This window comes from Butyrivibrio sp. TB (assembly GCF_900110805.1).
GTDB lineage: Bacteria > Bacillota > Clostridia > Lachnospirales > Lachnospiraceae > Butyrivibrio > Butyrivibrio fibrisolvens_C.
In genome coordinates, this window is the sequence record NZ_FOER01000007.1 from 98,916 (window position 1) to 122,590 (window position 23,675).

Here is a 23,675-nt window from a genome sequence, read left to right on the forward strand (position 1 = left end):
AATGACAGTTACATGCTAATTTTTATATTAAAATGATAATTACTTACTAATCGATATAGTACTACTTGTAGTCTTAAGATCATACTGATTGTATACCTGTATCGTCAGACTTGCAGCTGATTTGGACGGGTCATGTATAACAACTGTATTGGTCGTCTTACTATGATCCCATGCCACTACGTATGACCAGTTCTTACCACCGTCAAAGCTGTATCTATAGTAGATAATAGGTGTTTCAGGATCTGATGCAGTTATACTGGCAGTGATATCTCCGGTTGATTTATTCATAACTGCTGAGTTAAGTGTACATACAGTAGGCGCTGTGAGGTCATTGGCCATAACTTTAGTAGGAGTCTTAACATCAACATTCTTGTAATTAGAATAATCTATAGAAAGCTTAGATGACTTAAGACCGAAATACTTAGCAATAGCTGTAGCATCTGCAATTCCAAGTGCCTGATAAGGATCTGCCTGAGAACGGATCCAGGCAAGATCTGCCGGATGATCTATGTAGCAGTGCTCTATGATAACAGCATTTACATCATAATTTCTTGCATGTCTTATGATCCCGTAGTAGTCACCATTATTGCCAAGTCTTGTCTTGATACCTCTTATATACAGGCCAAGCTTGGACAGTTCAGCTACTTCCGCGCTTGCAAACTCATATCCGTTTTCATAATACTTGTCATATGCAGATACCCATACTTCAGATCCGCACAGATCGTGATCTACAGATGCGTTAAAGTGTATGGAATACATAAAGTCTGCATTTACACTCTTTGCAAATTTAACACGGTCTTCAAGGCTTACAACAGTATCTGTAGTTCTAGTCATATAAACAGTAACATTGTCAAAACTTTCAAGATAAGCTTTGGCATAATTTGCAACTTTAAGAGTGATCTCTTTTTCACTGATCCCGTTGTACTGGGCACCAAGATTCCTGTCACCGGTACCACCGTGCCCCGGATCCAGCACGATCACAACATTGTCCTTGGCTGCATTTACTGTAAAAGTGGCATTTTCAGAAGTAAATAACAAAATAAATACCATAGCTGTCAATGCAAAAATACTAATAAATGACTTAATCTTTTTACTCATCAAAATTCCTCCCACATATTTATCAGTTATAGATTATACAGATCGATATCATAAAGGGCAAAATCCATATATACAATTCCAATTACATTTTATACAATTGATAATACTTATAAAAGATAATCTTCTAAAAAAGCGACCGGTAATGGTACCAGCCGCTTTTATAAATAGTCTAATCTTAAATACCTGCATCGCCAGCAGGTGCGTCCATATTCGGCATATCTGCATCAAAATCCTCTAAGGGAGCGTTAGCGCCCTCTGCTACGCCGGAAGCTTCAGGACTCGCATATGCAACTTCCTGTGAAGGAGCCGGCTGTGCCGCAACAGGTGGAGCAAGCTCTGCTCTGTTGGATTTAACCATTTCTGCATAATTGGTAAGATCTGTAAGAAGACCTTCGTAGTGTCTGTTGGTAGAATCAATAGAGCCCTGAAGTATAGCCTCTACTTCTGATAAAAGAGTGTCAGTATACTGTACAGCAGAAGCTTTCATATTGTTGGCTTCAACAGTAGCTCTGTCAAGAAGTTCCTGAGCCTGCTTGGCAGCAGAGCTGACAACCTGATTGGCCTGCTCGTAAGCCTGACGCATGATCTCATGTTCATTGATAAGCTCATTGGTCTGAGCCTGCGCATTCTCTATGAGCTGCTGAGCTTTAGCTCTGGCATCATTTAAAATTGCTTCCTTGTTGGAAACAATCTTCTGATATCTTTTAATCTCATCTGGAGTTTTGGATCTGAGCTCATGAATGAGTTCGTTGATCTCCTCTTTATTGACCCTTACATCAGTATTAGAAAAAGGCACCTTGGTACAACTATTGATATATGCCTCGATTTCATCAATCAAAAGCTCGATTTTACTGCTCATGTAAAGTTCCCCCGTTTTAGTTTAGATGTTTGTTGTATTTAAGTTCCAAAGCTTTATAGACATTCTCAGAAACCATTCTTGATACTTCGCCGCCATAGCTGGCAATCTCTTTGACAGTTGAGCTGCTAAGATATGAATAACGAAGATTGGTCGTAAGGAAAACAGTGTCAACATTGTTATGAGATAATTCCCTGTTAGTCTGTGCGATCTGAAGTTCATACTCGAAATCAGTGATAGCACGAAGACCTCTCACAACTATATGTATGTTTTTCTCCTTACAATAATCAATTAACAGGCCGTCATATGAATCCACTTCTACGTTCTTAAATTCGCTGACAGCTTCTTTTATCATTTTAACACGTTCATCTACCGAAAACAACGAACTCTTAGCCGAGTTATGCATAACAGTAACAATGACTTTATCGAACATCATTGATGCTCTTTTTACGATATCAAGGTGTCCGAGTGTAACCGGATCAAAAGAACCTGGATATACTGCTATTTTCATGAGTTTGCCACCTTTTTAAGAAAAACATGCTTGTTATTCTTGTATGTCTTTTCTCTTTTTATTTCATAGCCAAGTCCCTCAGCAAAGGAAAAATCCTCTTCAAGGCTTGCTTCGCATATGATAGTCGTATACTCCGAAACATATGGAAGTGACGCAAGAGTCCTTAATGTATGCTCATAAAGATCTGCTTCATACGGAGGATCTATAAATATAATATCTACCTCTTTTTCATGAATGGATCTAAGAGCCATCGCCGCATCCTTCTTGATGATAGTTGACTTCTCATCGAAGTGACACTTGTGCACATTGGCTGTGATGCACTTAATAGGCTCGCCGCCTCTGTCTATAAAGTATGCATGTCTGGCGCCTCTTGAAAGAGCTTCTATTCCGATTCCGCCGCTGCCTGCATAAAGATCGATAAACACAGCTCCCGGAACTTCCATCTGGATCATGTTAAAAAGAGTCTCTTTGATCCTGTCCTGTGTGGGACGTGTATCATCGCCTTTTGGTGTAATAAGTGGGATACTACGCGCTTCACCTGCTATTACTCGCATGCGCTATCCTCCTTTAATATGTGCTTTATTATAGTATTGTATAGAAATCATAGCTCCAAAGATCACTGATTCTTGAATCTATGATCCGGATTCATTATTTGAGCTTAATCTTAGAGCCTTTGGTATTACGTCCTGCAATCTTGACTGTTCCTATGTCAAAAGACTTCTCGCCTATACTTACTTCTCTGGTCTCTTCAGGCTTAAGAAGCCATACATCACGTACGCTGTCATTCTTGGTAAGATTCATGCCATGAACACCAACTGCTGTCTTTTTCTGATCAGGAACCTCTTCAAGAAGGAATCTGAGTCCATAGCCATTCTCTGTATATAATACGCAGCTCTCTTCATCTGTTACAACAGATACACTTATAAGCTCATCACCTTCTGACAGTTTAGTTGCTGCTACAAGTTTTCTGGTAACATCAAACTCGCCGCCGCTTACTATTTTCATCATGGCTGATTTGGTAACAAAAAGCAAGCGGTAAATATTAAGTGATGACTGAGGCAGCACCGCAATGATCTGTTCTTTGGTAGTATCATAATTGGATACATTGTCTATCGGAACACCCTTATCACGCATCTTACCTGCAGGAAGATCCTGAACTTTGATGGTGTGAAGATTGCCAAGATGTGTAAATACGCAAATCCTGCTGGTATTTTTCACCTTAAAGCTGTACTTAAAGTCATTCTTGATAGTATCAAAGTTCTTGTCATATGTTGTAGCATCAATAGTCTTGGCATAGCCAAAACGATCCATGATAAATGCTACATCGATCTCTTCTTCAGGCTTTTCTTCATATACAGCCTCTTCAAACTGACCGACTTCTGTACGTCTCTTCTGCCTGTATTCATTGCGTATATTCTTAAGCTCTTCCTGAATGACCATAGACATGGAAGTTCTGTCTTCAAGAATATCCTCATATCTGTAAATATTGGCAACAGTCTCTTCATGCTCCTTGATAAGAGCATCAAGCTCAAGTCCGATAAGTTTGTACAGACGCATCTCAAGGATAGCATCTGCCTGGCGCTCAGTAAAATGAAGCTGAGAAGCCATAACTGCTGATTCACGTGACTTGAAGTTGATACCTTCTGTTATACCATTTACAAGACACTCTTTGGCCTGCGCACGTGTCTTAGATCCTCTTAAGATCTCAATCACAAGATCTATAACATTACAAGCCTTGATAAGACCTTCCTGAACTTCCTTCTTGTCAGTCTCTTTCTGAAGAAGTGTTGTATACTTGCGGCGCGCTGTCTCAAACTGAAAATCGATCGAAGCCTGAAGTATGGACTTAAGGCCCATAGTCTCAGGACGTCCGTTGTAGATAGCAAGCATATTAACGCCAAAAGTATCTTCAAGCTTGGTCTTCTTGTAAAGAAGATTTGTGAAGTTATCTACATCTGTATCCTTCTTAAGTTCAATAACTATGCGGATACCTTCTTTAGAAGACTGGTTGGAGATATCAATGATATCATTTGTAACCTTCTTCTCAGCAAGTGCTGCTACATCTGAACAGAACTTACCGATTCCGGCGCCTATCATGGTATATGGTATCTCACTGATGATAAGGTTTATGTGACCGTTTTTGGCCTTTTCTGTCTCAACCTTACCTCTGATACGGATTTTACCTTCACCTGTTTCATAGATAGCTGCCAGTTCGTCCTTGTTGATAACTATACCACCTGTAGGAAAATCAGGTCCTTTAATATATTTCATGAGCTGTTTTGTTGACAACGTCTCGTCCTGCATAAGGGCTATCTCAGCATCTATAACCTCAGCAAGGTTATGAGGAGGAGTACTTGTCGCCATACCAACAGCTATACCTTCAGATCCGTTGACCAGAAAGTTAGGAATCTTGACAGGCAGAACTGAAGGTTCCTTCTCTGTAGCATCAAAGTTAGGTACAAAATCTACGATGTCCTTGTCAAGATCAGCAAGAAATGTCTCCTGTGTGATACGGGCAAGTCTTGCTTCTGTATATCTCATTGCAGCAGCGCTGTCGCCTTCGATAGTACCAAAGTTACCATGTCCGTCTACTAAAGGCAGCTCTTTCTTAAAGTCCTGAGCCATAACTACGAGACAGTCATATATTGAGCTGTCACCGTGCGGGTGATATTTACCCATTGTATCACCAACGATACGGGCACTCTTTCTATACGGGCGATCGTATCTGATACCAAGCTCATACATATCATAAAGAGTACGTCTCTGAACGGGTTTGAGTCCATCCCTGATGTCCGGCAGAGCACGTGCAACTATAACACTCATTGCGTAGTCTATATAAGACTGCTGCATTATTTCAGAATATTCACTTCGAATAATCCGCTGTTCTTCCATAAATTCCTCGCAAAATGTTTTTTATAAAGTATTTGGAACTTAATTGACATCTAGTCAATCAATCATCCCAAGGCATATTTATATGTTTGTAGTTGCATGACATAAAGTTCATGCACTATCCTCTTAAGCCTGAAAATCAAGCTCTGCATCATCTGCATGGTCGTGAATAAATGCACGTCTTGGCGGAACATCTGTTCCCATGAGAAGCTCAGTCATATGAGATGCTGTCTTGGCATCATCAATTTCTACAACACGCATCATCCTGTTATTGGGATCAAGAGTTGTCTCCCAGAGCTGCTGTGGATCCATCTCACCAAGGCCCTTATATCTTTGAAGTGTAAAATTACCCTTGTGGGTAGCACGATACTTCTCAAGAGCCTTATCATCATACAGATACTCTTCCTTGCCTTTGGACGGGATAACCTTATAAAGAGGAGGCATAGCTATATACACATGTCCCTGCTGTATAAGTTCCGGCATAAATCTGTAGAACAGTGTCAGAAGAAGTGTTGCGATATGAGCACCATCCACATCGGCATCGGCCATGATGACTATCTTGTTATAACGAAGTTTGGATATATCAAAATCATTGCCGTATCCTTCTGAAAATCCGCATCCAAAGGCATTGATCATAGCCTTGATCTCGGCATTTGCAAGCACCTTATCAATCGAAGCCTTCTCAACGTTAAGGATCTTACCACGGATAGGAAGGATTGCCTGATACTGTCTGTCTCTTGCCATCTTGGCACTGCCACCTGCAGAATCACCCTCTACGATGAAGATCTCGCATTTATCAGCTTCTTTGCTGATACAGTTGGCAAGTTTACCATTTGAATCAAAAGAATATTTTTGCTTAGTAAGAAGATTGGTCTTGGTCTTCTCTTCTGTCTTACGTATCTTGGCAGCCTTCTCGGCACAGCTGATGACAGCCTTAAGTGTCTCTAAATTTCTGTCAAAAAATCTTGTAAGCTCATCACCTGTTATCTTGGATACAACTTTACCGGCATCCTGGTTATCAAGCTTGGTTTTGGTCTGACCTTCAAATCTTGGATCCGGATGCTTGATGGATATAACTGCAGTAAGTCCGTTTCTTACATCGGCACCTGTAAAATTCTGATCCTTGTCCTTGAGGTTACCAAGTTCTCTTGCATAGTTATTGATGATGGTAGTAAATACAGTCTTAAAACCAGTAATATGAGTACCACCTTCAGAGTTATAGATATTATTACAAAAACCAAGTACATCTTCATGAAAATCATTGACATACTGGAAGGCAACTTCTACAGAGATATTATCGCTCTCCCCTGTATAGTAGACTATGTCATGAAGTGTATCAGCATTCCTGTTCATCTCTTTAACAAATCCGCGGATACCTTCAGGCTCATGGAATTCGAGATGCTCTTCTGTTCCGGGTCTTTTATCTTCATAGACAATCAGAAGATCAGGATTAAGGTATGCTGTTTCATGGAGTCTGTTCTTGATATCTTCTTCCTTAAATCTTGTCTTTTCAAAGATTTCAGGATCAGGAAGGAAAGAGATTGTAGTTCCGTGTTCTCTTGTTTTGCCTACTTCAGGAAGAAGGCCGTTTACAAGATCAGTTGTAGGAACGCCTCTTTCATAAGAATCTTCATATATAGCACCATTTTCCTTGATCCTGACTTTCATCCAAGTGGAAAGTGCATTAACAACCGATGAACCAACACCGTGGAGACCTCCCGATGTCTTATAAGATGAGTTATCAAATTTACCGCCGGCGTGAAGCATAGTCAGAACGACACGTTCTGCGGTAACACCCTTGGCGTGCATTCCTACAGGAATACCACGGCCGTTATCTTCTACAGTAGCCGAACCGTCTGCTTCAAGGGTCACATTGATCCTTGAGCAGTAACCGGCCAGGTGTTCATCTACTGCATTATCAACTATTTCATATACGAGGTGATTGAGTCCTCTTGTAGATACGGATCCGATGTACATTCCGGGTCTCTTACGGACCGCTTCCAGGCCCTCCAGGACAGTAATACTGCCGGCATCGTATTCGTTTGTTTTAGGCATTAAGAAAAATCCCCCTAAGTTTTATTTTAAAATCTTGGTAACTGTAACAGCCAGTGCTCCCGGTCCTATATGGCATGAAACAGAAAGTGAAAGCGGATCCATATGCACGTCGAATCCGGGGAAAGTCTCTTCTATCATCTGCTTCCACTCGTTTGCTCTTTCGACATCTTGTGTAAATGCCGCATCAATTCTTACGTTCTGAGGGTCAAGGCCTCCAAAACGTTTCTCCGCGTCATCTTTTATGGCATTAAGCATGATCTTCTGTCCCTGGGAAGTTGTCCTTGCCTTGGCAAAAGAGTCAAGCTTCTCACCCTGAATCTGAAGAACCGGCTTAATACGAAGAATCGTACCAAGAGCAGCTGCTGCAGGTGTTATCCTGCCGCCTTTTTTAAGATAATAAAGAGTATCAAGCATGATATAAATACTTGAATTAAACTTATCAGCTTCGAGTATCTCTTTGATCTGAGCACCTGTCTTGCCTTCATCTGCAAGTCTGATGGCATCAAGGACAGAATTCCTCATAGTTACAGAGATTCTCTGATTGTTGACTACAAATACCTTGCCTTCATAGTCATCGTCCTGTGAAAGACTTGTTGCACTTGCGCAAGATGAAGAAAGTCCGCTGCTCATCGGGATATAAACGATCTCATCGTATTCTTTGAGCACCTCGTCCCATAAATCCATAAGATTACCCGGAGAAGGTTGAGATGTAGATACCTCTTCATCACTGCTAAGCTTTGTATAAAACTCTTCCTGAGTCAGGTTTATATCCTCTAAATAATCGGTTCCGGCGATAGTAAATGGCATTGGAACTACTTTAATTCCAAGCTTCTCGCCTTCAGCCTGTGTAATACCACTATTGGAGTCTGTAATAATCGCTACTTTAGACATGAATATACCTCGCTTTGAATTTATGTCATAAAATTCCTTAATTATATTACCTTGCGTCAGTAATACTGTCAAATAAGACGTTTGCAGGACAATTAATTAGCAAAAAAACATAATTATATATAAAAGTGGCGAAATAGCGTTATAAAACGATCGTTTCATTAGCGCCGGCAAGAGCCTTATGAAGTGCCTCATTTTCTTTTTTACAAAGATCAGGATCATCACCAAGTATGCGGTCAGCATCTATCGAAGCCTTCTTGATAAGATCAGAGTCAGCATATATATCACCAATTTTAAAGAAAAGATCACCACTTTGCCTTATTCCGAACATATCGCCGGGGCCTCTTTGCTTTAGATCTTCTTCGGCTATCTTGAATCCATCATTGGACTTTCCAAGTATATCCAGACGAGCGGCAGCATCTTTGGACTCAGAAGTATTCATGAATATACAATAACTTTGATCTTTGCCTCTTCCTACGCGCCCTCTAAGCTGATGAAGCTGAGCAAGTCCGAAATGCTCGGCATTCTCTATCATCATGACTGTTGCATTAGGGACGTTAATACCAACTTCAATAACAGTTGTTGATACCAGAACGTCTATTTCCTTATTTGCAAACTTCTCCATAAGCTCATCTTTTTCAGAAGCTTTCATGCGGCCATTGAGCATATCTACGTGTATTGAAGGTGACAGCTCTTTTCTTAGCTTCTCAGTATAATCCGTGACATTCTCTACGTCATTCATCTCACCTTCTTCTATCATAGGGCAGATTACATAGACTTGGTGTCCTAAAGACACTTGTTTTTCTATAAATCTATAAGCTGTAGGCCTGTAATCAGGCCCTACCACGCAGTTCTTGATGGGAAGGCGTGATGCAGGCTTTTCATCAACAACAGATACGTGAAGATCGCCGTATAGGATTATGGCAAGCGTTCTGGGGATAGGAGTTGCACTCATGGCAAGAACGTGTGTGCACTCACCCTTGCCTGCAAACTTCTCGCGCTGACGCACACCAAATCTGTGCTGCTCATCCGTTATAACAAGAGCAAGATTCTTATAATTCACAGTATCCTGAATAAGAGCATTGGTACCGATACAGACATTGTAGGTGCCATCCTCTATACCTTTTTTATTTTCTTTCTTTTCCTTAGCCTTTAGAGATCCGATCATAAGAACAGGCCTAAATGGAAGGTCATATTCCTTGGCCATATTGCAGATATCTTCATAGTGCTGCCTTGCAAGAACTTCAGTAGGAGCCATCATGGCCCCTTGATAACCGTTCTCGACTGTTATAAGAAGTGCAAGAAAGGCAAGGATGGTCTTGCCGGAGCCTACATCTCCTTGAATGAGACGGTTCATGACTCTACTGCCTGTAAGATCTGCCTCTATTTCTTTATACACCCTTTTCTGGGCATCTGTAAGGTCATATGGAAGCTTTTCAAGGAATCTGTCCACAAGCTCAGACTTCTTCATAACAGCAGTACTTACAGACTCTTCTTCTGTAAGCTTTAAGATGCGTAGTCTTAGGATGAAGAAAAGAAATTCATTGTATGATAGTCTCCTTCTTGCTATATCAAAAGTATGTTTATCCTTGGGGAAATGTATGTTCTTAATAGCATCCCTGTACTCCATAAGGTTGTTATCTTCAATAAGATATGAAGGAAGTGGATCTTTCATGTAAACAGCTGATTCCATAGCCTGTTGCATTGCTTTGACAACCATATTGTTGGACAGGCCTTTAACAAGAGGATAGATCGGCTGCATCGTTCCTTGCAGTGCAAAATAGTCTTCAGGCTGATATATTTTTGGCTGATTAAAACAAAACGTATTCCCTTTTTTTGTTACAAGCCCTCTGAAAATATAGTAATGCCCCTGCTTTAAAGTACTTCTAAGATATGGCTGGTTAAAATATGTAACCTTGGCTTTGCCTGTGATATCACATATATCAAAAGTAATGATTGACATATTTCTGATATTCTTGGCATATATATTACCTATTATCTGACACCTGACAGCTACTGTGTTTCCGCTTTTAAGATCAGATACTTTGACTACATCTTCAAATGTATCATAGTTCCTGGGATAGTACTCAAGAAGATCTTCTATACGCACTATGCCGGCCTTTTCAAATACTTTTGCAGTTTTATCTCCAATCCCTTTTAGGGACTCTATTGTTTCTTTTAAAGAAGCTTCATTCATGCTAACCTCGTGTTGTAAGAAAAATGAACCGCTAATAGTTTGAGCTTAAGAGCTCACAACATCAATTCGATTTTAAAAAGTAACTATGTGAGCAATAATACAAACCACCTTTTATAGAATATCACAAGATATGATACTATTGTAAATCATAAAGATAATACTTTAGTTTAAAAATATCAGTCTATAACCGCTCATAGGCAAAAAAAGACCTCCATACCATCTAGTACAGAGATCCTTGTAAGCATAGTGGAATTCATTTTGAGATATACCAAAAAAATACAAATCTAATGTAAATCAACTTATAATCATCTTACCTATTAAGCCTGCTGCGATAACAGCTCAGTCATCTTCTTGATAACAAGACTAACCTGACCATCACGGCAACGTCTTACGAACTGACCATTATCAAAATAATCTTCTCTAAGAAGCATAGTCATAAGCGCACAGCAAAGATCATAATTGGCATGCGGAAGGCGCTTAAGCTCCTCATCTGCCACAACCGGACCAGTGATCATATAATCGGAGTAATTGTATTTGAGATCTCCCATGTTGCCAAGAACATTATAATAATCGATAGTCTTCTCTGAACCCTCAACTGCTCTTAAAACCTTGATTTTCTCAACGTTTTTCATGCATTTCTCCTCACAACCCCTGTATTATTTAAATTTATCGCTCAAACTTTCCCACTTAGACGGACCAGCTTCCCCTAAGCCTTTACAGAGGTAGACAGTATATAAATCATTTCCACACTGTTAATCATTTTATGAATTCATGGCATGATATCTGAAGCTTTTTATTCTGGGGGCTGAAACTCGCTTCGCTCAAACATGCAGCCCCCTGGCAGAATAAAAATCTCCATCTATCACGCTCATGAATTCTATAAAATAATTAAAAAGTGTGACAATGATTTATATACTGCCTACCTCTGTAAAGGCTTAGGGGAAGCTGGTCCGTCCAAGTGGGAAGTTTAAGTTTATTATTATAAGAGCAACCGCTACCCATTGACCAGATTAGCCAATGCGCACGCTCTCCTGATTTCGATACTAATTTTATCACAGCATTTTTTAGATGTGGAGTTGGCATTTTTGACAAAATTATAAAACAATTCAGACCCAAATTTCTCATTGACCCCACTAGTTTCAATCAATATAACAAAGAAAAATTCTCTATATATACGTATAATATACTTTACTAAAACTACTACTATGTATTTAGTACTTTATTAAAATCATATTCTGTTAATATAAAAAAGAGCTCAGCCATAGCTAAACTCTTTCAGAATTCTTATACGCACTTTACGCCAAGGCTCTCATTGTAGTCTATCTTCTTAGCAAGTTCCTTGACCCTGCGAAGCATACCGGGCATATCATCTTTGTTTTCGCATATAGCAACCGGCATACCGATTTCATATGATACCTGAATACCTGCTTCAAGAAGGGTATTCATAAATTTCTGCTTAGATATTTCTGCCATAATTCACTTATAACCTCATGTCGCGAGTGAAATGAGCGACTAATGATTCAAATTGGTGGAGCTCGCGACACCAATTTGTGTTTGAAAATGTAGCATTTTCAAACTGCACTCCTTTGATTATGATTATGTTGTCTAATGTCGCCAGATACAAAAATGCATCCCGGACATAAAAAATACCGGAAAGGTTTGACCTTTCCGGTATACCTTTTAAAACATTTATTTATTCTGCAGATACTATGTAGTAATAAACAGGCTGTCCACCAGGCTGAAGCTCGATATCACAATTAGGATATTCGTTAGCTACACGCTTTCTAAGGCTCTCAGCAGTCTCTTCATCTACATCTGCTCCATAATAGATACTGATAAGCTCAAGCTCTTCTGACATAAGACCTTTGAGCATTTCGAAGGTTACATCTTCCATCTTCTGTCCAACAGATATGATGCCTTCATCACCAATACCCATGTAATCACCTTCATGGATCTGCTTGTCATCTATAACTGTATCACGTACTGCATATGTAACTTCACCTGTATGTACTCCGCCGATAACATCCATCATAGTCTCTTTGTTCTCTTCAGCAGACATATCAGGTATGAAATTGATAACTGCAGTTACACCCTGAGGAACTGTCTTGGTAGGGATTACGATGACTTCCTTATCCTCTGACAGATCTCTTGCCTGATTAGCCGCCATGATGATGTTCTTGTTATTAGGAAGAACAAATACAGTCTTGGCATTAACATGCTCGATTGCTGTAAGGATATCATCAGTACTAGGGTTCATAGTCTGGCCACCGCTGATGACTTCATCAACACCAAGTCCCTTGAAAAGTTCTGTAAGGCCGTCACCGGCACATACAGCAACAAATCCAAAATCAGCAGGTTCTTCGGCAGGCTCAGAAGCTTTATTCTCTTCCATAGAACCGAAAGCTTCGCCCTTATCATCGCCCCATTTTGCAGCATCGTTAAGTACTGCATCAACGTGCTTGCCAGATACCTTGATCTCTCCTTCAGGATATTCATACTCAGCATCCTGAGGAATTGTACGCTCAGCCATTCCGGAGATCTCCTGATCGATCTCATCAGCTGTTCCGTTCTCATTCATGTGGAAGAGCTTCTCACGATGCTCCATACGCATGTTATCAACCTTCATGTTAGAAAGCTGTCCTAAAAGAAGCGCCTTCTGAATAGCAAGTCCCGGATCATTGGTATGTACATGGATCTTGCAGATCTCGTCATCTGCTACCATTACGATACTATCACCGATATCTCCGAGGAATTTTCTGAAATCAGATTCCTGCTTGGAATTAAGTTCTCTCTTTAAGAGAATAACGAATTCTGTACAATAACCATATTTGATCTCTACAGGAGCTTCCTTGGATACGATCTTCTTAGGAGCTGTAGGAGCTTCTACAGCTGCTACAGGTGTAAGATCGATCTCTTCTCCAAGGAGTCCGCTAAGAGCTCCTTTAAGCACCTGTACAAGGCCTTCTCCGCCTGAATCTACTACGCCTGCCTGTTTAAGAACAGGGAGCATATCAGGGGTTTTATCGAGAACTTCGTCTGCATACTCAATAACTTCCTTAGCAAACTTCTCGATATCTGTTTCGCCGGCACTGGCAAGTTCTCTTGCCTTATCGCCTGCACCCTTGGCTACTGTAAGGATTGTTCCTTCCTTAGGCTTCATTACAGCCTTGTATGCTGTCTCTACAGCCTTATCAAAAGCATCGGCGAGTATCTGAACATCAATCTCCTCATGCTCCTTAAGTCCCTTTGTAAGTCCTCTTAAAAGCTGTGACAGGATAACGCCTGAATTACCTCTGGCTCCGCGAAGAGATCCAGATGAGATAGCCTTACAAACCGCAGCCATGTCGTTTTTATCACATTCCTGAACTTCCTTGGCTGCAGCCATGATAGTCATAGTCATATTTGTTCCTGTATCACCATCCGGTACAGGGAATACGTTCAACTGGTTGATCCATTCTTTTTTAGCTTCAAGGTTCTTTGCGCCCGCAAGAAACATTCTTGCGACCATTCTTGAATCAATGCTACTTGTACTCAAGTTAGGTTCCTCCTACACAAGTCGATCAGTCGATAACTCGAACACCTTCGACATAAATATTGATCTTCTCTATTTCTAGTCCTGTAAACTCTTCAACCTTATACTTAACTGAGTCGATAAGGTTGTCTGCAACAGCAGAAATACTTACACCGTAAGCAATAATAACGTGAAAATTAAGTACAAGCTTCTTGTTCTGGTTAAGTTCTACGTTGATACCCTTAGTCATGTTATCAGAACGAAGCAAACTTACCAGTCCGTCTCTTATACTAACGTTAGCCATGCCAACAATACCGAAGCATTCCATCGCAACAGTTCCGGCATACTGAGCTATTACCTCGTTGTCTATGGAAATATTGCCCATATGTGTGTTCAATGATGAAGCCTTCATTGGTTGTCCTCCTCGTAAAATGGCATTTCTATGTATGCATAGATAGCATAATTATATGACAGGTATTACAAAAAATAAAGCGCTTCCTCTTAAAAAAGAAGCGCTTCCGTGTCATTTCTCAGAAATAATTAAGCTCTCTCAACAGCATTTGATCTGAGGCAGCTGGTGCAAACGTTCATTCTGCGAGTAGATCCGTTGATCTTAACTGCAACACGCTGAACATTAGCGTTCCATGCTCTGTTTGATCTTCTATGGGAATGGCTTACGTTGTTACCAAAATGAACGCCCTTGCCACATACTTCACACTTTGCCATCTTAACACCTCCTGTAAAACTATGTTAATTAATGAGAATTTTAAATTAAAAATCACATCCATGTACGCATAATGACGACTCAAAAAATCATCCTATGCAGTCGCAACATTGATACTATAACAAAACATTCGAGTTTTTGCAAGAAGAAATTTACATTTGATGATAATTTTATAATTTTTTTGACAGTAAAGCTTTAATATAAGCAATTATTAACAGTCTGTATACATTAATTATCATCTATAATGCCATAAAGAAATGCTCTGCCTATGATCACTGCTGTGAAGCCTGATCTCCAAGACTATCTTCCATCTCCTGCTTAAGCTTGGAGTATTCGATGTTGAGCCATTGAACAAGCTCATCATCTCCCTTTACATTATCCGGATGAAATATCTTCATCAGGGCTTTATACCTTTTCTTTAGCGATAAAGGGGTATCTGCGCCTTTAAAAAGGACATTCATAAGACCTGCAGACTGTTCCTGAAGCTTGACTTCTGCATTGGCAAGATCCTCCTGGAGCATGATCCTTTCCTGCATTATCTTCTTTTTTTCGATCTCAAGAGCTTTGCGGTCGTTACTTAATTTGTCATATCCGTCTTTGAGGATCTGCATCTTCTGGTCAAAAAACGAACGGTCATGTTCGAATTCAGCCCTCTGTTCCTGAAGCTTTTTACCGGCTTTATCAATTTCTTCTTTTAGAAGGGTACGTTCCTTTTCCAGTTTTAGCCACTGGTCGTCAAGAGCAGATTCCTGATTCTTGAGTCTGCAGCTTTCTTTAAAAAGGAAACGTCTTAGTTCTTCTAATGAACTTTGATCTGTGCTTTCAAAAAGCTCGTCACTTCGATTCTGATCCATGGCTTTCTCCCTATCGCAGATATGATCTACAAACTACTACAGCCATCTCCCCTTCATAAGTGATGACATCTAATTACTTCTCATCATCTCCAAAAGCGGCATCTACCACATCTTCATCACTTGGCATGTCATTTTTAGAGCCGCCCTGGAATTTATTGATAACATCAGGAACAAGATCCAGTATCTTTGTAACTGCATCCTGATTCTTGATATTTACAAGCTTTGTCTGTCCGTTTCTAATAACAAGAACAGCTGTTGGAGACATCTTAGCTCCAAATCCACCTGCTCCGCGCTTTTTCTTCTCTTCGTCCTTGGAGCCTGCACCTACACCCATTGATACATCAACAAGTGGAATGATGATAGTATCACCTATCTTAGTAGGCTCACCTACTACAGTTTTTGCAGAAAGCATCTGCTGCATGCCTTCCATAAGGGAATCAACAATTCCGTCAAAATGTTTATTCTCCATATATCCTCCCTTTTAAGTCCTCTTATTTTTTCATTATACGATCAAATTTTTTCCGAACTTTTCGTATATCTTTATTAAAATAAACTCTGGCTGCTGATAATAAAAGCCTCCAAAGAGCTATTCTGCCTTTGATATCGACACTTGCTTCTACAACCTTGTTCTCAAAATCAGGTTCAAGCCAGATATCATAGTCGTTAAAGGTATTAACAACACTTACGCCTGCAAGGAGCTTGCCCATGGACGCAGGATCTCCGATACCCAGTAATATATCGGCATCTATCTTACCCGGCATAATATGCCTTAGTACAAGATATAGATCCTTTTTTGCACGTAAAAAAGCCCTCTCAAATGTAGGACTATCAAGCAGATCCTTGATCAAATCCATTTTATCATATGCCCTTGATATTGTATAGAAAGCTTTTTCTACAGCCTCTCCGGGCTTTTCAAGAAAGTCCAGAGCCTTCTCGAAAAGGTCTGCCATCTTTTCTATAAAATCAAAGAAAGTAAAAATATCAATGTCTTCTTTATCTTCCGATTCTTCCGAATCATTATCATCTTCTGCTGCATCATTTCCATGATCATTTTCAGAATCATCTTTATGAACATTTCCATCATCAGATTCTAAAGAACCTGTATGTTCTTTAGAATCCTTATCAGCATGATCTTCAGAACCATTTTGACCATTAACTTCATCAAAATAATCAGATGTATCTAAATCGCCGGATACATCCTTTTTATCAGAAGCCTCAATATTTGAAGCACTAATATCTGAACTCTTATTTTCGGAGGACTTTTTATTATTTGATTTATTTTGGTCATTTAAAGATTCCTGATTACCTGCATCTTTTGAGCTTTGATCAGAAAATTCTTCATAGGAACCGGCATTATCCATTGCCTTTTCTAATTTGGCTTGGCTCTTCTTTTCTTCTTTTCTTCTTGTCTTTTCCTCTTTCCTTTGCTTCTTTTCTTCAGATTTTGGAAGAATCTTAAAGAAAAGGACCTTTAGCCAAAAGCTGGTATTCTCCGGATATCCGATGCCGCCTCTAACAAGATGTAATAGCCAGCTAAAAGAAGCCTTGCAGTCAATCTTGTCTAAAACATAGCTCTTAGGATCATTCGGCGCAGCTTCTTCCAAGCCATGATCAGTGTCATCGCCGGAGCCTTCATCTGACAATTCAGATAACTTATCAAGGTCGATCCTTCCTATCACTGCTTTGGCTCTGTACCTCAAAGGAACAAATAGAATAATAAGAAGGAGGGCAAGTATTACCAAAAGGATCACCAGCAAAGCGATGCCTATTATTTTTAAAATACTAAGAAAAGTCCCCAGTATCACTCTTCTTCCTCCTGTGCTCCCATTGTCTCAAGATATCCCAAAAGATCACCGTCCATACCGCATTCTGAAGCACGTACGGATATCGTCACCACCATATCCAAGGCTTCTGTATATCCTGCAGCAAGCCCGTACACATGGACAGGATTGTTCCTAAAGAACTTCTGAGTCAGCACCCCGCAGTGAATGATATCAAGCTGGTCATGTGGATTCCCCGCTTTGCATATGGCATATACAGACAGTTGCCCTGCTCCGTGCTGCATTTTCCATTTTACCAGAGGGAGATTCTTAAGAGACTGTCCGACATATAAATTTTTATCAAATTCGCAATAATGTTTTTTCAAAAAGTTCTCCCATTAATTCAAAGAATTAACTCCAAAATACTCATCAAATATACGCTTAGCAACAGGAACAGCCATATGTCCGCCGCTTCCTGCTTTTTCCATAATTATTGTAACACAAATCTGCGGATCATCCTTAGGAGCAAATCCGGTAAACCAGGCATGTGAATCTGAAGACGATGATGAATACTCCGCTGAGCCTGTCTTGCCTACTGCATTGTACGGAGAGTCTGCAAGACCTGTAGCTGTACCTGACTGCACCACCTGCTCCATCATCTGAGTAAGAGTCGCAGCTTCGTCTGAAGTCATAAGCTGACCATATTCCTGAGGGTCAAAAGTTTCTACAGTCTTGCCATCAGCTGACTTAACACCGGATACCAGATAAGGCTTCATAAGTGTTCCGCCATTGGCTATTGCCATTGTTATCATATTCATATGAAGAGGCGATACGCTGGTAGCTCCCTGACCTATCGAAAGCTGCATCTTGTCTTCGGCTGAAAGAGAGGTACTTGCAGTTGCTATACTTTTTGAATATGGAAAGTCAACCGGCAGATCCTCATTGAACATAAGTTCATCCAAAGTCTTCGCAAACATAGTCTGATCAAGTGAAAGACCGATATTGGCGTAAGAGGAGTTACAGGACTTGGCAAATGATGAGAAAAAATCAAGGTCTCCGTGAACCTGATTGTGATAACACTTGATAGAAGCTCCGTTAACAGTAAGAGATCCTTTACATGAAAATGTATATTCGCCATATGTAGTAGGATTCTCTCGCAAGAACTCCAATGAAGTAACAATCTTAAAGGTTGATCCCGGCGGATACAATCCCTGAGTACTTCTATTAACAAGAGCGGCTGTAGTCTTATCATTGGATAGTGTATTCCAGTCAGCCTTGATCGTATTGGGATTAAAATCAGGCTTTGAAACCATAGCCAGTATAGCCCCGGTATTGGGATCCGAGATGATGACAGCTCCGTTGTAATCTCCAAGAGAATAATATGCAAGGACCTGAAGGCTTGCATTAATAGTGGTATATACATTATCTCCCGGGAACTTAAGTCCTTTATCATCATAAGAAGCCTTGGTTGCAAGCGATGAATTACAGTTGATCAGGTAGTATTTCATCGACTTTTCTATCCCCATACCACCCATGTCTGCATAACCTACAACATGAGCAAACTGATTGGAATAAGGATAAGACCTTACTTCATTGCCCTCTTCGTCAGTTACTGTAAGTGCCAGTTCCTTGCCATCAGAAGATATTATGGATCCTCTGCTATTTTCTTCCTGAAGCTGAGATGCACGCTTGTTATAATCATTCATTACGAATTCAACTCTGTTAGCATAGCTGTACCAGCCTATATACACAAGCATTGCAGCAACAAGCCCGGTAAAAAATACAGCTAAAAATGTGATTGCTTTATTGTTATTCAAATCTGTCTGCCTCCATAGGCTATATACTTAGACCAAAGATGTCCATCAGTCCTGATAATCGTGTGACATTGCCTGAGCTTGTCTGTATCTCTCCAGAGCCTCATAATGTTCATCAACTCTTATAAGACATGTTGCTTCAAATACACCTATAGACAACATTGTGACCATAAGAGAGGTTCCGCCATAGCTTACAAGCGGAAGTGTGACACCCGTAAGAGGTATGAATTTAGATCCTCCGCCTACTGTAAGGAAAGTCTGAAAGATAAGCCATACTGCAATACCACAGTCAATATATTTGGACCATCTATCCCTGAGCCTTGATGCTTCCAAAAGCATCATAAGGAACATAGATATCACAACAAGTATCATGGAGATACTGTAAATAATGCCAAACTCCTCTGATATAGCAGAAAAGATAAAGTCATCTTCTACGTAAGGAATAGTCTGAGGATTGCCCTTAAAAAGCCCAAGTCCAAACCATCCGCCTGAACTTATGCCAAAAAGTGACTGTGTAAGCTGATATCCTGTTGATTCAATCGTAGACCATGGATCAAGCCAAGCCTGCACGCGGACTCTTACGTGTCTGAAAAGCATAAATCCAGCAATAGCTCCGACCATGCCTATCCCCACTCCGGCAAGAAGATAGGCAGGATTCCTTGATGCTACAAATAAAACTGCAAGATATATGATAAAAAGTATCGCAGATGCACCCAGGTCTCTACTCATCATAAGGATAAGAATATAGACCATAGCTACTCCGAAAGTGATCAATGCTTCCTTGATAGTTGCAGCCCTGCACAAAACGCACGACAAAAAGAATATAAAGATAAGCTTTACAAATTCAGAAGGCTGGAATGTAACACCGAAGGCGGTAAAAGAAATATATGAACCATTGGTAATTGAACCGCACAGAAGTACGATTCCGAGAAAAACAGCTCCCAAAATCGCATAAGCCCACGTAAGGTTTGTTAATACCGGCAGCTTATATACAATCTCACATACAATAAACATTGCAACGATGGATACACCTGCAATGATCATCTGCCGTAATGCCTTACCGGAATCTATCCTCATCAGCATGATGACAGATGTCATCATAAGAAAGGCGGCATTATTAATGATCAGTTTATTGCCATCAGGAAAAAATGCGCTGAATAAAAGCAAAAGACTCGACAATACAAGCACTATACCTATTCCATAAAAAATATAGTTTAAGTTACCGGTACGTAATACTATGGTAATAAAACTAAGAACAAGTATAATTACCTGCATGATTATCTGAAGTGCGTATATCGGTGCTCTCTTTTTCTCACTCTTAAACTTAAGTGCGATAAAACCGCACATTGCAAAGAGACAGCTAAGTATGGCGATAACATACTTCGAAATCTCAACAACATATAACCTCATTCAAAAACTTCTCCCAATTTTACTCTGTTCCTCTTTTGTAATGTCCAGTAGTATATTCCTTATATGGAGCTTCGCCACGGCCGCCTTCAAGGAGCTCCTCCCAGAAATTCAATATCAGCTTAGCATCCCTGCCACTTTCTGTCGTAAGATCAATCCTGAAAGCAGTAATACCATTCTCTTTAGATAGGCTCTCTATCTGTTTGTGAAGAGAAAGTGGAACACTATTGTAGATGATATTAAGACATTGGCGACAGTCTGTCAGCACCTTCATGGAATTATTCTTCCTGTCTGTAATACCGTCATATGCCGTATAGTTGGTTCCAAACCGTCCGGAGCAATTATTCATAGTCTTCTTCACGCATCCGGCAGATACCATCATAGGTATATATCCGTATATACAGGAAGAAAAGACATAATCAGCTTTGCCATCCACAGACTTAAGGAATTCACCAAGCTCATGTCTGTTAAGTTCATACGGTATGCAGCCTTCATCAACACGCATCTGTCCCAAAAAAAGATCAGCTGCGCCGTGATTCCACATATAGATACCATAGTCACATATTATACGACCATCAAAAGTTCCGTCTTCGTTTAAAGAAAGAAATGCAAGTTCTTCCAAATTCCTTACAAGAAATCCCTTGGAAAAAGAACTGCAGGATTTCCAAATGCGCTGTATATCCCTGATTCCTTCAAGGCCGGTCTCATTTCTCATCATATATGGAAGTGCCACATAGATATCTATATCATCTGATACCTGTTCAACAAGCGAAGGAACCTCATCCAAAAGCATATGATAGTCAATGTATAAGCGCTGAGGCCTCATGTTCATAGAAACAGCAGCTTTGAGCTGTTCCATATTGCTGACCAGAATATGAAGTTGTTTATTTATAATTTTTTTCATATTATTTATTTTTTTAGTATTTTTGTTTTGATACTCGAATATCCTTATTACGATAAACTTAAGCTTTCCCGGATAATTCCTGCAAAAGCCTCTCGCAGGCACTTCTCCTAAGTTCGTTGATCTCTTTAACCGGCATGAAGATACCAGGATCACTTTCATCCATATCGATTGTAAGATTCTCTTTTCTTAGTTCAAAGAATGTATCTCCAAGCTTCATGATACGCTGCGCCAAATCCTCTTTGGACAAAGGACGTTTGGAAGCCTCCTGAACAACCTGTCCGGATACAGTTACAGACACATCACCCAAGCTCAAAGTCAGCATTGACTCGCATCCGGGATGAAAATATCCGTATGCCTCGATATTTCTCTTCTTCTCGCCAGTAAGATACATATCCCTGATACTTGCAATAAGCCTATCATCAGAACCGCTGTAGCCGGGAGATGACAATGTTACCATGTCTCTGGAATTATGTCTTTGATAATAGCCCTGACTTATCTCAGTCCTAAGATACAGATGTCTTAATACATCAAGATCTTTGGGATCAACTTTAAAAGGAGCTTTAGGATCCTCAAGATACTTATCTATATACTTTCTGTATATAGATACAACTCCGGCGACATATTCGGGCTTTTTCATACGACCTTCAATCTTGAAAGAGTCAATGCCTGCTTCTATAAGACTTGGAATTATCTCTATAGTACACATATCCTTAAGGGACAGTGGATAATACTCATCATCTTCGCTTGTGTTATCGCTTGCGGAAAAGTTCCTGTCATTAGTGCTTTGTGATAATCCGCCATGAACAATATATGGCAGTCTGCAGGGCTGTGCGCACCTTCCTCTATTACCGGATCTGCCTCCTACAATTGAGGAAAAAAGGCACATGCCGGAATAACAATAACACATAGCTCCGTGGATGAAGGCTTCTACTTCAATCCCGGCCTTTTCTTTGATGTCGATCATCTCCTGCAGCGACAATTCTCTAGCAGGAACAACTCTTACTGCACCCATATTTTTAAGAAGCTTGGCTCCATATACGCCTGTTACAGCCATCTGAGTACTTGCGTGAAGCTCAACGTTTGGAAAATGCTCTTTTACAAATCCCCAAACACCAAAATCCTGTACGATCACTCCATCAAGCCCCGCTTGTGCGAAAGGCGCAAGATAATCGTACAGGTCATCGAATTCTTCTTCCTTGACCAGCGTATTAACAGTCATATAAAGCTTCCTGCCATAAAGATGAGCATAATTTATAGCTCTAATGACCTGCTGCGTGTCAAAATTGTCAGCATAGGCTCTGGCGCCAAACTTCTGGCCGCCAAGATATACGGCATCTGCTCCTGCAGATATCGCACCTAAAAATGCTTCATAATTACCGGCCGGAGCAAGGAGCTCCGGGCGTTGTAAATCTTTCATATAATTCCTCGTATCACACAATACTTAACCTCATGTCGCGAACAAAGTGAGCGGCTAATGGTTCAAATTAGTGGAGCTTCCTACACTAATTTGGGTATGAAAATGGAACATTTTCATACTTAACCTCATGTCGCGAGTAAAACAGGCGCCTTATGGCTTAATGCCTTTTGCCGGAACCTATAGGTGTGACTTTGTTTTTTAACTCTGTTTCAAGCTGTATTATCTTTCTTGAATCCTCTTCAAGATTCTTTTCAAGATTTTTTACATTCTTCTCAGTGTTCTCAAGCTTGATCTGAGAAGCTATAAGCTCATGTTTTAGGTCATAGAGTTCTTTCTCTTTCTCTGTGGCCTGCTCTTCAAGAAGAGATATCTGCTTCTTGGCCTTAAAATAATCGTCTGCTATATTGAGCTGAAGGAGGATCGCCTGAAGATCCACAGGCTGTCTGTTAAATCCTTCAATCTTGCTGCAGTCTGATATCTTGCCATTAAGGTATGATGCCACCTTCTGAAGATACTCTTCACTTTCATAACCGCTTAATGTTAGCACTCTTCCGCCAATGATGACTTGTGCATCGGTTTTTGCTGCCATTGATCTTCCTCCCCAGAAATATTGAACTTTCAAAGTCTCATTATGATTATAAACTCATGGAAGCCTTGACGCAACCAAGGATTGTATATTATAACAAACATTATATGAGGGGAATAGAAGTGCATCCATGCACTTCTGGACATTCCCTGTTTACTTCCTGTAAACGGGGAAATAGAAGTACATCCCTGTACTTCTGGACAT

22 protein-coding genes are annotated in these 23,675 nt (G+C 40.3%); all 22 read right to left on the reverse strand.

Annotation, left to right across the window (positions count from 1 at the left end):
• Positions 1–39 precede the first annotated feature (39 nt).
• Positions 40–1,098, reverse strand: a complete 1,059-nt coding sequence (locus tag BMX21_RS06360) for an N-acetylmuramoyl-L-alanine amidase family protein (protein ID WP_092042503.1) — start codon at positions 1,096–1,098, stop codon at positions 40–42.
• A gap of 175 nt (positions 1,099–1,273) precedes the next feature.
• Positions 1,274–1,957, reverse strand: coding sequence for a hypothetical protein (locus BMX21_RS06365; protein ID WP_177173953.1), 684 nt, complete (start codon positions 1,955–1,957; stop codon positions 1,274–1,276).
• 16 nt (positions 1,958–1,973) lie between these two features.
• A complete protein-coding gene (gene coaD, locus BMX21_RS06370; RefSeq protein ID WP_022753142.1) occupies positions 1,974–2,465 on the reverse strand; it encodes a pantetheine-phosphate adenylyltransferase in 492 nt (163 codons plus the stop codon).
• On the reverse strand, positions 2,462–3,019 hold the full coding sequence (rsmD, locus tag BMX21_RS06375; protein ID WP_022753141.1) for a 16S rRNA (guanine(966)-N(2))-methyltransferase RsmD: 558 nt from the start codon (positions 3,017–3,019) through the stop codon (positions 2,462–2,464). Before rsmD ends, coaD begins: the two co-directional genes overlap by 4 nt.
• A 94-nt stretch (positions 3,020–3,113) precedes the next feature.
• On the reverse strand, positions 3,114–5,357 hold the full coding sequence (locus BMX21_RS06380; protein WP_022753140.1) for a DNA gyrase/topoisomerase IV subunit A: 2,244 nt from the start codon (positions 5,355–5,357) through the stop codon (positions 3,114–3,116).
• Between the two features lie 123 nt (positions 5,358–5,480).
• Positions 5,481–7,409: a DNA gyrase/topoisomerase IV subunit B gene (locus BMX21_RS06385; protein WP_092042506.1), complete on the reverse strand. Its 1,929-nt coding sequence runs from the start codon at positions 7,407–7,409 to the stop codon at positions 5,481–5,483.
• A 21-nt stretch (positions 7,410–7,430) separates the two neighbouring features.
• Positions 7,431–8,300 (reverse strand): DegV family protein, encoded by an 870-nt coding sequence (locus BMX21_RS06390; RefSeq protein WP_027204893.1) that lies wholly within the window; start codon positions 8,298–8,300, stop codon positions 7,431–7,433.
• A 139-nt stretch (positions 8,301–8,439) separates the two neighbouring features.
• The gene (gene recG, locus BMX21_RS06395; protein ID WP_092042508.1) at positions 8,440–10,494 is read right to left on the reverse strand and encodes an ATP-dependent DNA helicase RecG; all 2,055 of its coding nucleotides are present in this window, start codon (positions 10,492–10,494) and stop codon (positions 8,440–8,442) included.
• Between the two features lie 317 nt (positions 10,495–10,811).
• On the reverse strand, positions 10,812–11,126 hold the full coding sequence (locus BMX21_RS06400) for a hypothetical protein (RefSeq protein ID WP_022753136.1): 315 nt from the start codon (positions 11,124–11,126) through the stop codon (positions 10,812–10,814).
• A 652-nt stretch (positions 11,127–11,778) separates the two neighbouring features.
• Positions 11,779–11,967 (reverse strand): hypothetical protein, encoded by a 189-nt coding sequence (locus tag BMX21_RS06405; protein WP_022753135.1) that lies wholly within the window; start codon positions 11,965–11,967, stop codon positions 11,779–11,781.
• A 220-nt stretch (positions 11,968–12,187) separates the two neighbouring features.
• Entirely contained in the window at positions 12,188–14,029 is a 1,842-nt protein-coding gene (locus BMX21_RS06410; protein WP_022753134.1) for a DAK2 domain-containing protein, read from the reverse strand.
• A 25-nt stretch (positions 14,030–14,054) separates the two neighbouring features.
• Positions 14,055–14,417 carry an Asp23/Gls24 family envelope stress response protein gene (locus BMX21_RS06415; RefSeq protein ID WP_022753133.1) on the reverse strand — a complete coding sequence of 121 codons (363 nt, stop codon included), beginning with the start codon at positions 14,415–14,417 and terminating at the stop codon, positions 14,055–14,057.
• A 128-nt stretch (positions 14,418–14,545) separates the two neighbouring features.
• Complete coding sequence (gene rpmB, locus BMX21_RS06420) at positions 14,546–14,731, reverse strand: 50S ribosomal protein L28 (RefSeq protein WP_022753132.1); 186 nt, start codon at positions 14,729–14,731, stop codon at positions 14,546–14,548.
• 270 nt (positions 14,732–15,001) lie between these two features.
• A complete protein-coding gene (locus tag BMX21_RS06425; protein ID WP_022753131.1) occupies positions 15,002–15,583 on the reverse strand; it encodes a hypothetical protein in 582 nt (193 codons plus the stop codon).
• 73 nt (positions 15,584–15,656) lie between these two features.
• Positions 15,657–16,052, reverse strand: a complete 396-nt coding sequence (locus BMX21_RS06430; RefSeq protein WP_022753130.1) for a GerW family sporulation protein — start codon at positions 16,050–16,052, stop codon at positions 15,657–15,659.
• 22 nt (positions 16,053–16,074) lie between these two features.
• Positions 16,075–17,388 carry a hypothetical protein gene (locus BMX21_RS06435; RefSeq protein ID WP_092042511.1) on the reverse strand — a complete coding sequence of 438 codons (1,314 nt, stop codon included), beginning with the start codon at positions 17,386–17,388 and terminating at the stop codon, positions 16,075–16,077.
• A complete protein-coding gene (locus BMX21_RS06440; protein ID WP_092042514.1) occupies positions 17,385–17,729 on the reverse strand; it encodes a hypothetical protein in 345 nt (114 codons plus the stop codon). Before BMX21_RS06440 ends, BMX21_RS06435 begins: the two co-directional genes overlap by 4 nt.
• Positions 17,730–17,741: 12 nt before the next feature.
• Positions 17,742–19,160, reverse strand: coding sequence for a peptidoglycan D,D-transpeptidase FtsI family protein (locus BMX21_RS06445; RefSeq protein ID WP_242952887.1), 1,419 nt, complete (start codon positions 19,158–19,160; stop codon positions 17,742–17,744).
• Between the two features lie 45 nt (positions 19,161–19,205).
• On the reverse strand, positions 19,206–20,567 hold the full coding sequence (locus BMX21_RS06450) for an FtsW/RodA/SpoVE family cell cycle protein (RefSeq protein ID WP_092042516.1): 1,362 nt from the start codon (positions 20,565–20,567) through the stop codon (positions 19,206–19,208).
• A gap of 19 nt (positions 20,568–20,586) precedes the next feature.
• Positions 20,587–21,468: a hypothetical protein gene (locus BMX21_RS06455; protein WP_143057211.1), complete on the reverse strand. Its 882-nt coding sequence runs from the start codon at positions 21,466–21,468 to the stop codon at positions 20,587–20,589.
• Positions 21,469–21,526: 58 nt separating this feature from the next.
• The gene (locus BMX21_RS06460) at positions 21,527–22,885 is read right to left on the reverse strand and encodes a peptidase U32 family protein (protein ID WP_092042522.1); all 1,359 of its coding nucleotides are present in this window, start codon (positions 22,883–22,885) and stop codon (positions 21,527–21,529) included.
• 157 nt (positions 22,886–23,042) lie between these two features.
• Positions 23,043–23,474 (reverse strand): cell division protein ZapA, encoded by a 432-nt coding sequence (gene zapA, locus BMX21_RS06465; protein ID WP_022753125.1) that lies wholly within the window; start codon positions 23,472–23,474, stop codon positions 23,043–23,045.
• Positions 23,475–23,675 lie beyond the last annotated feature (201 nt).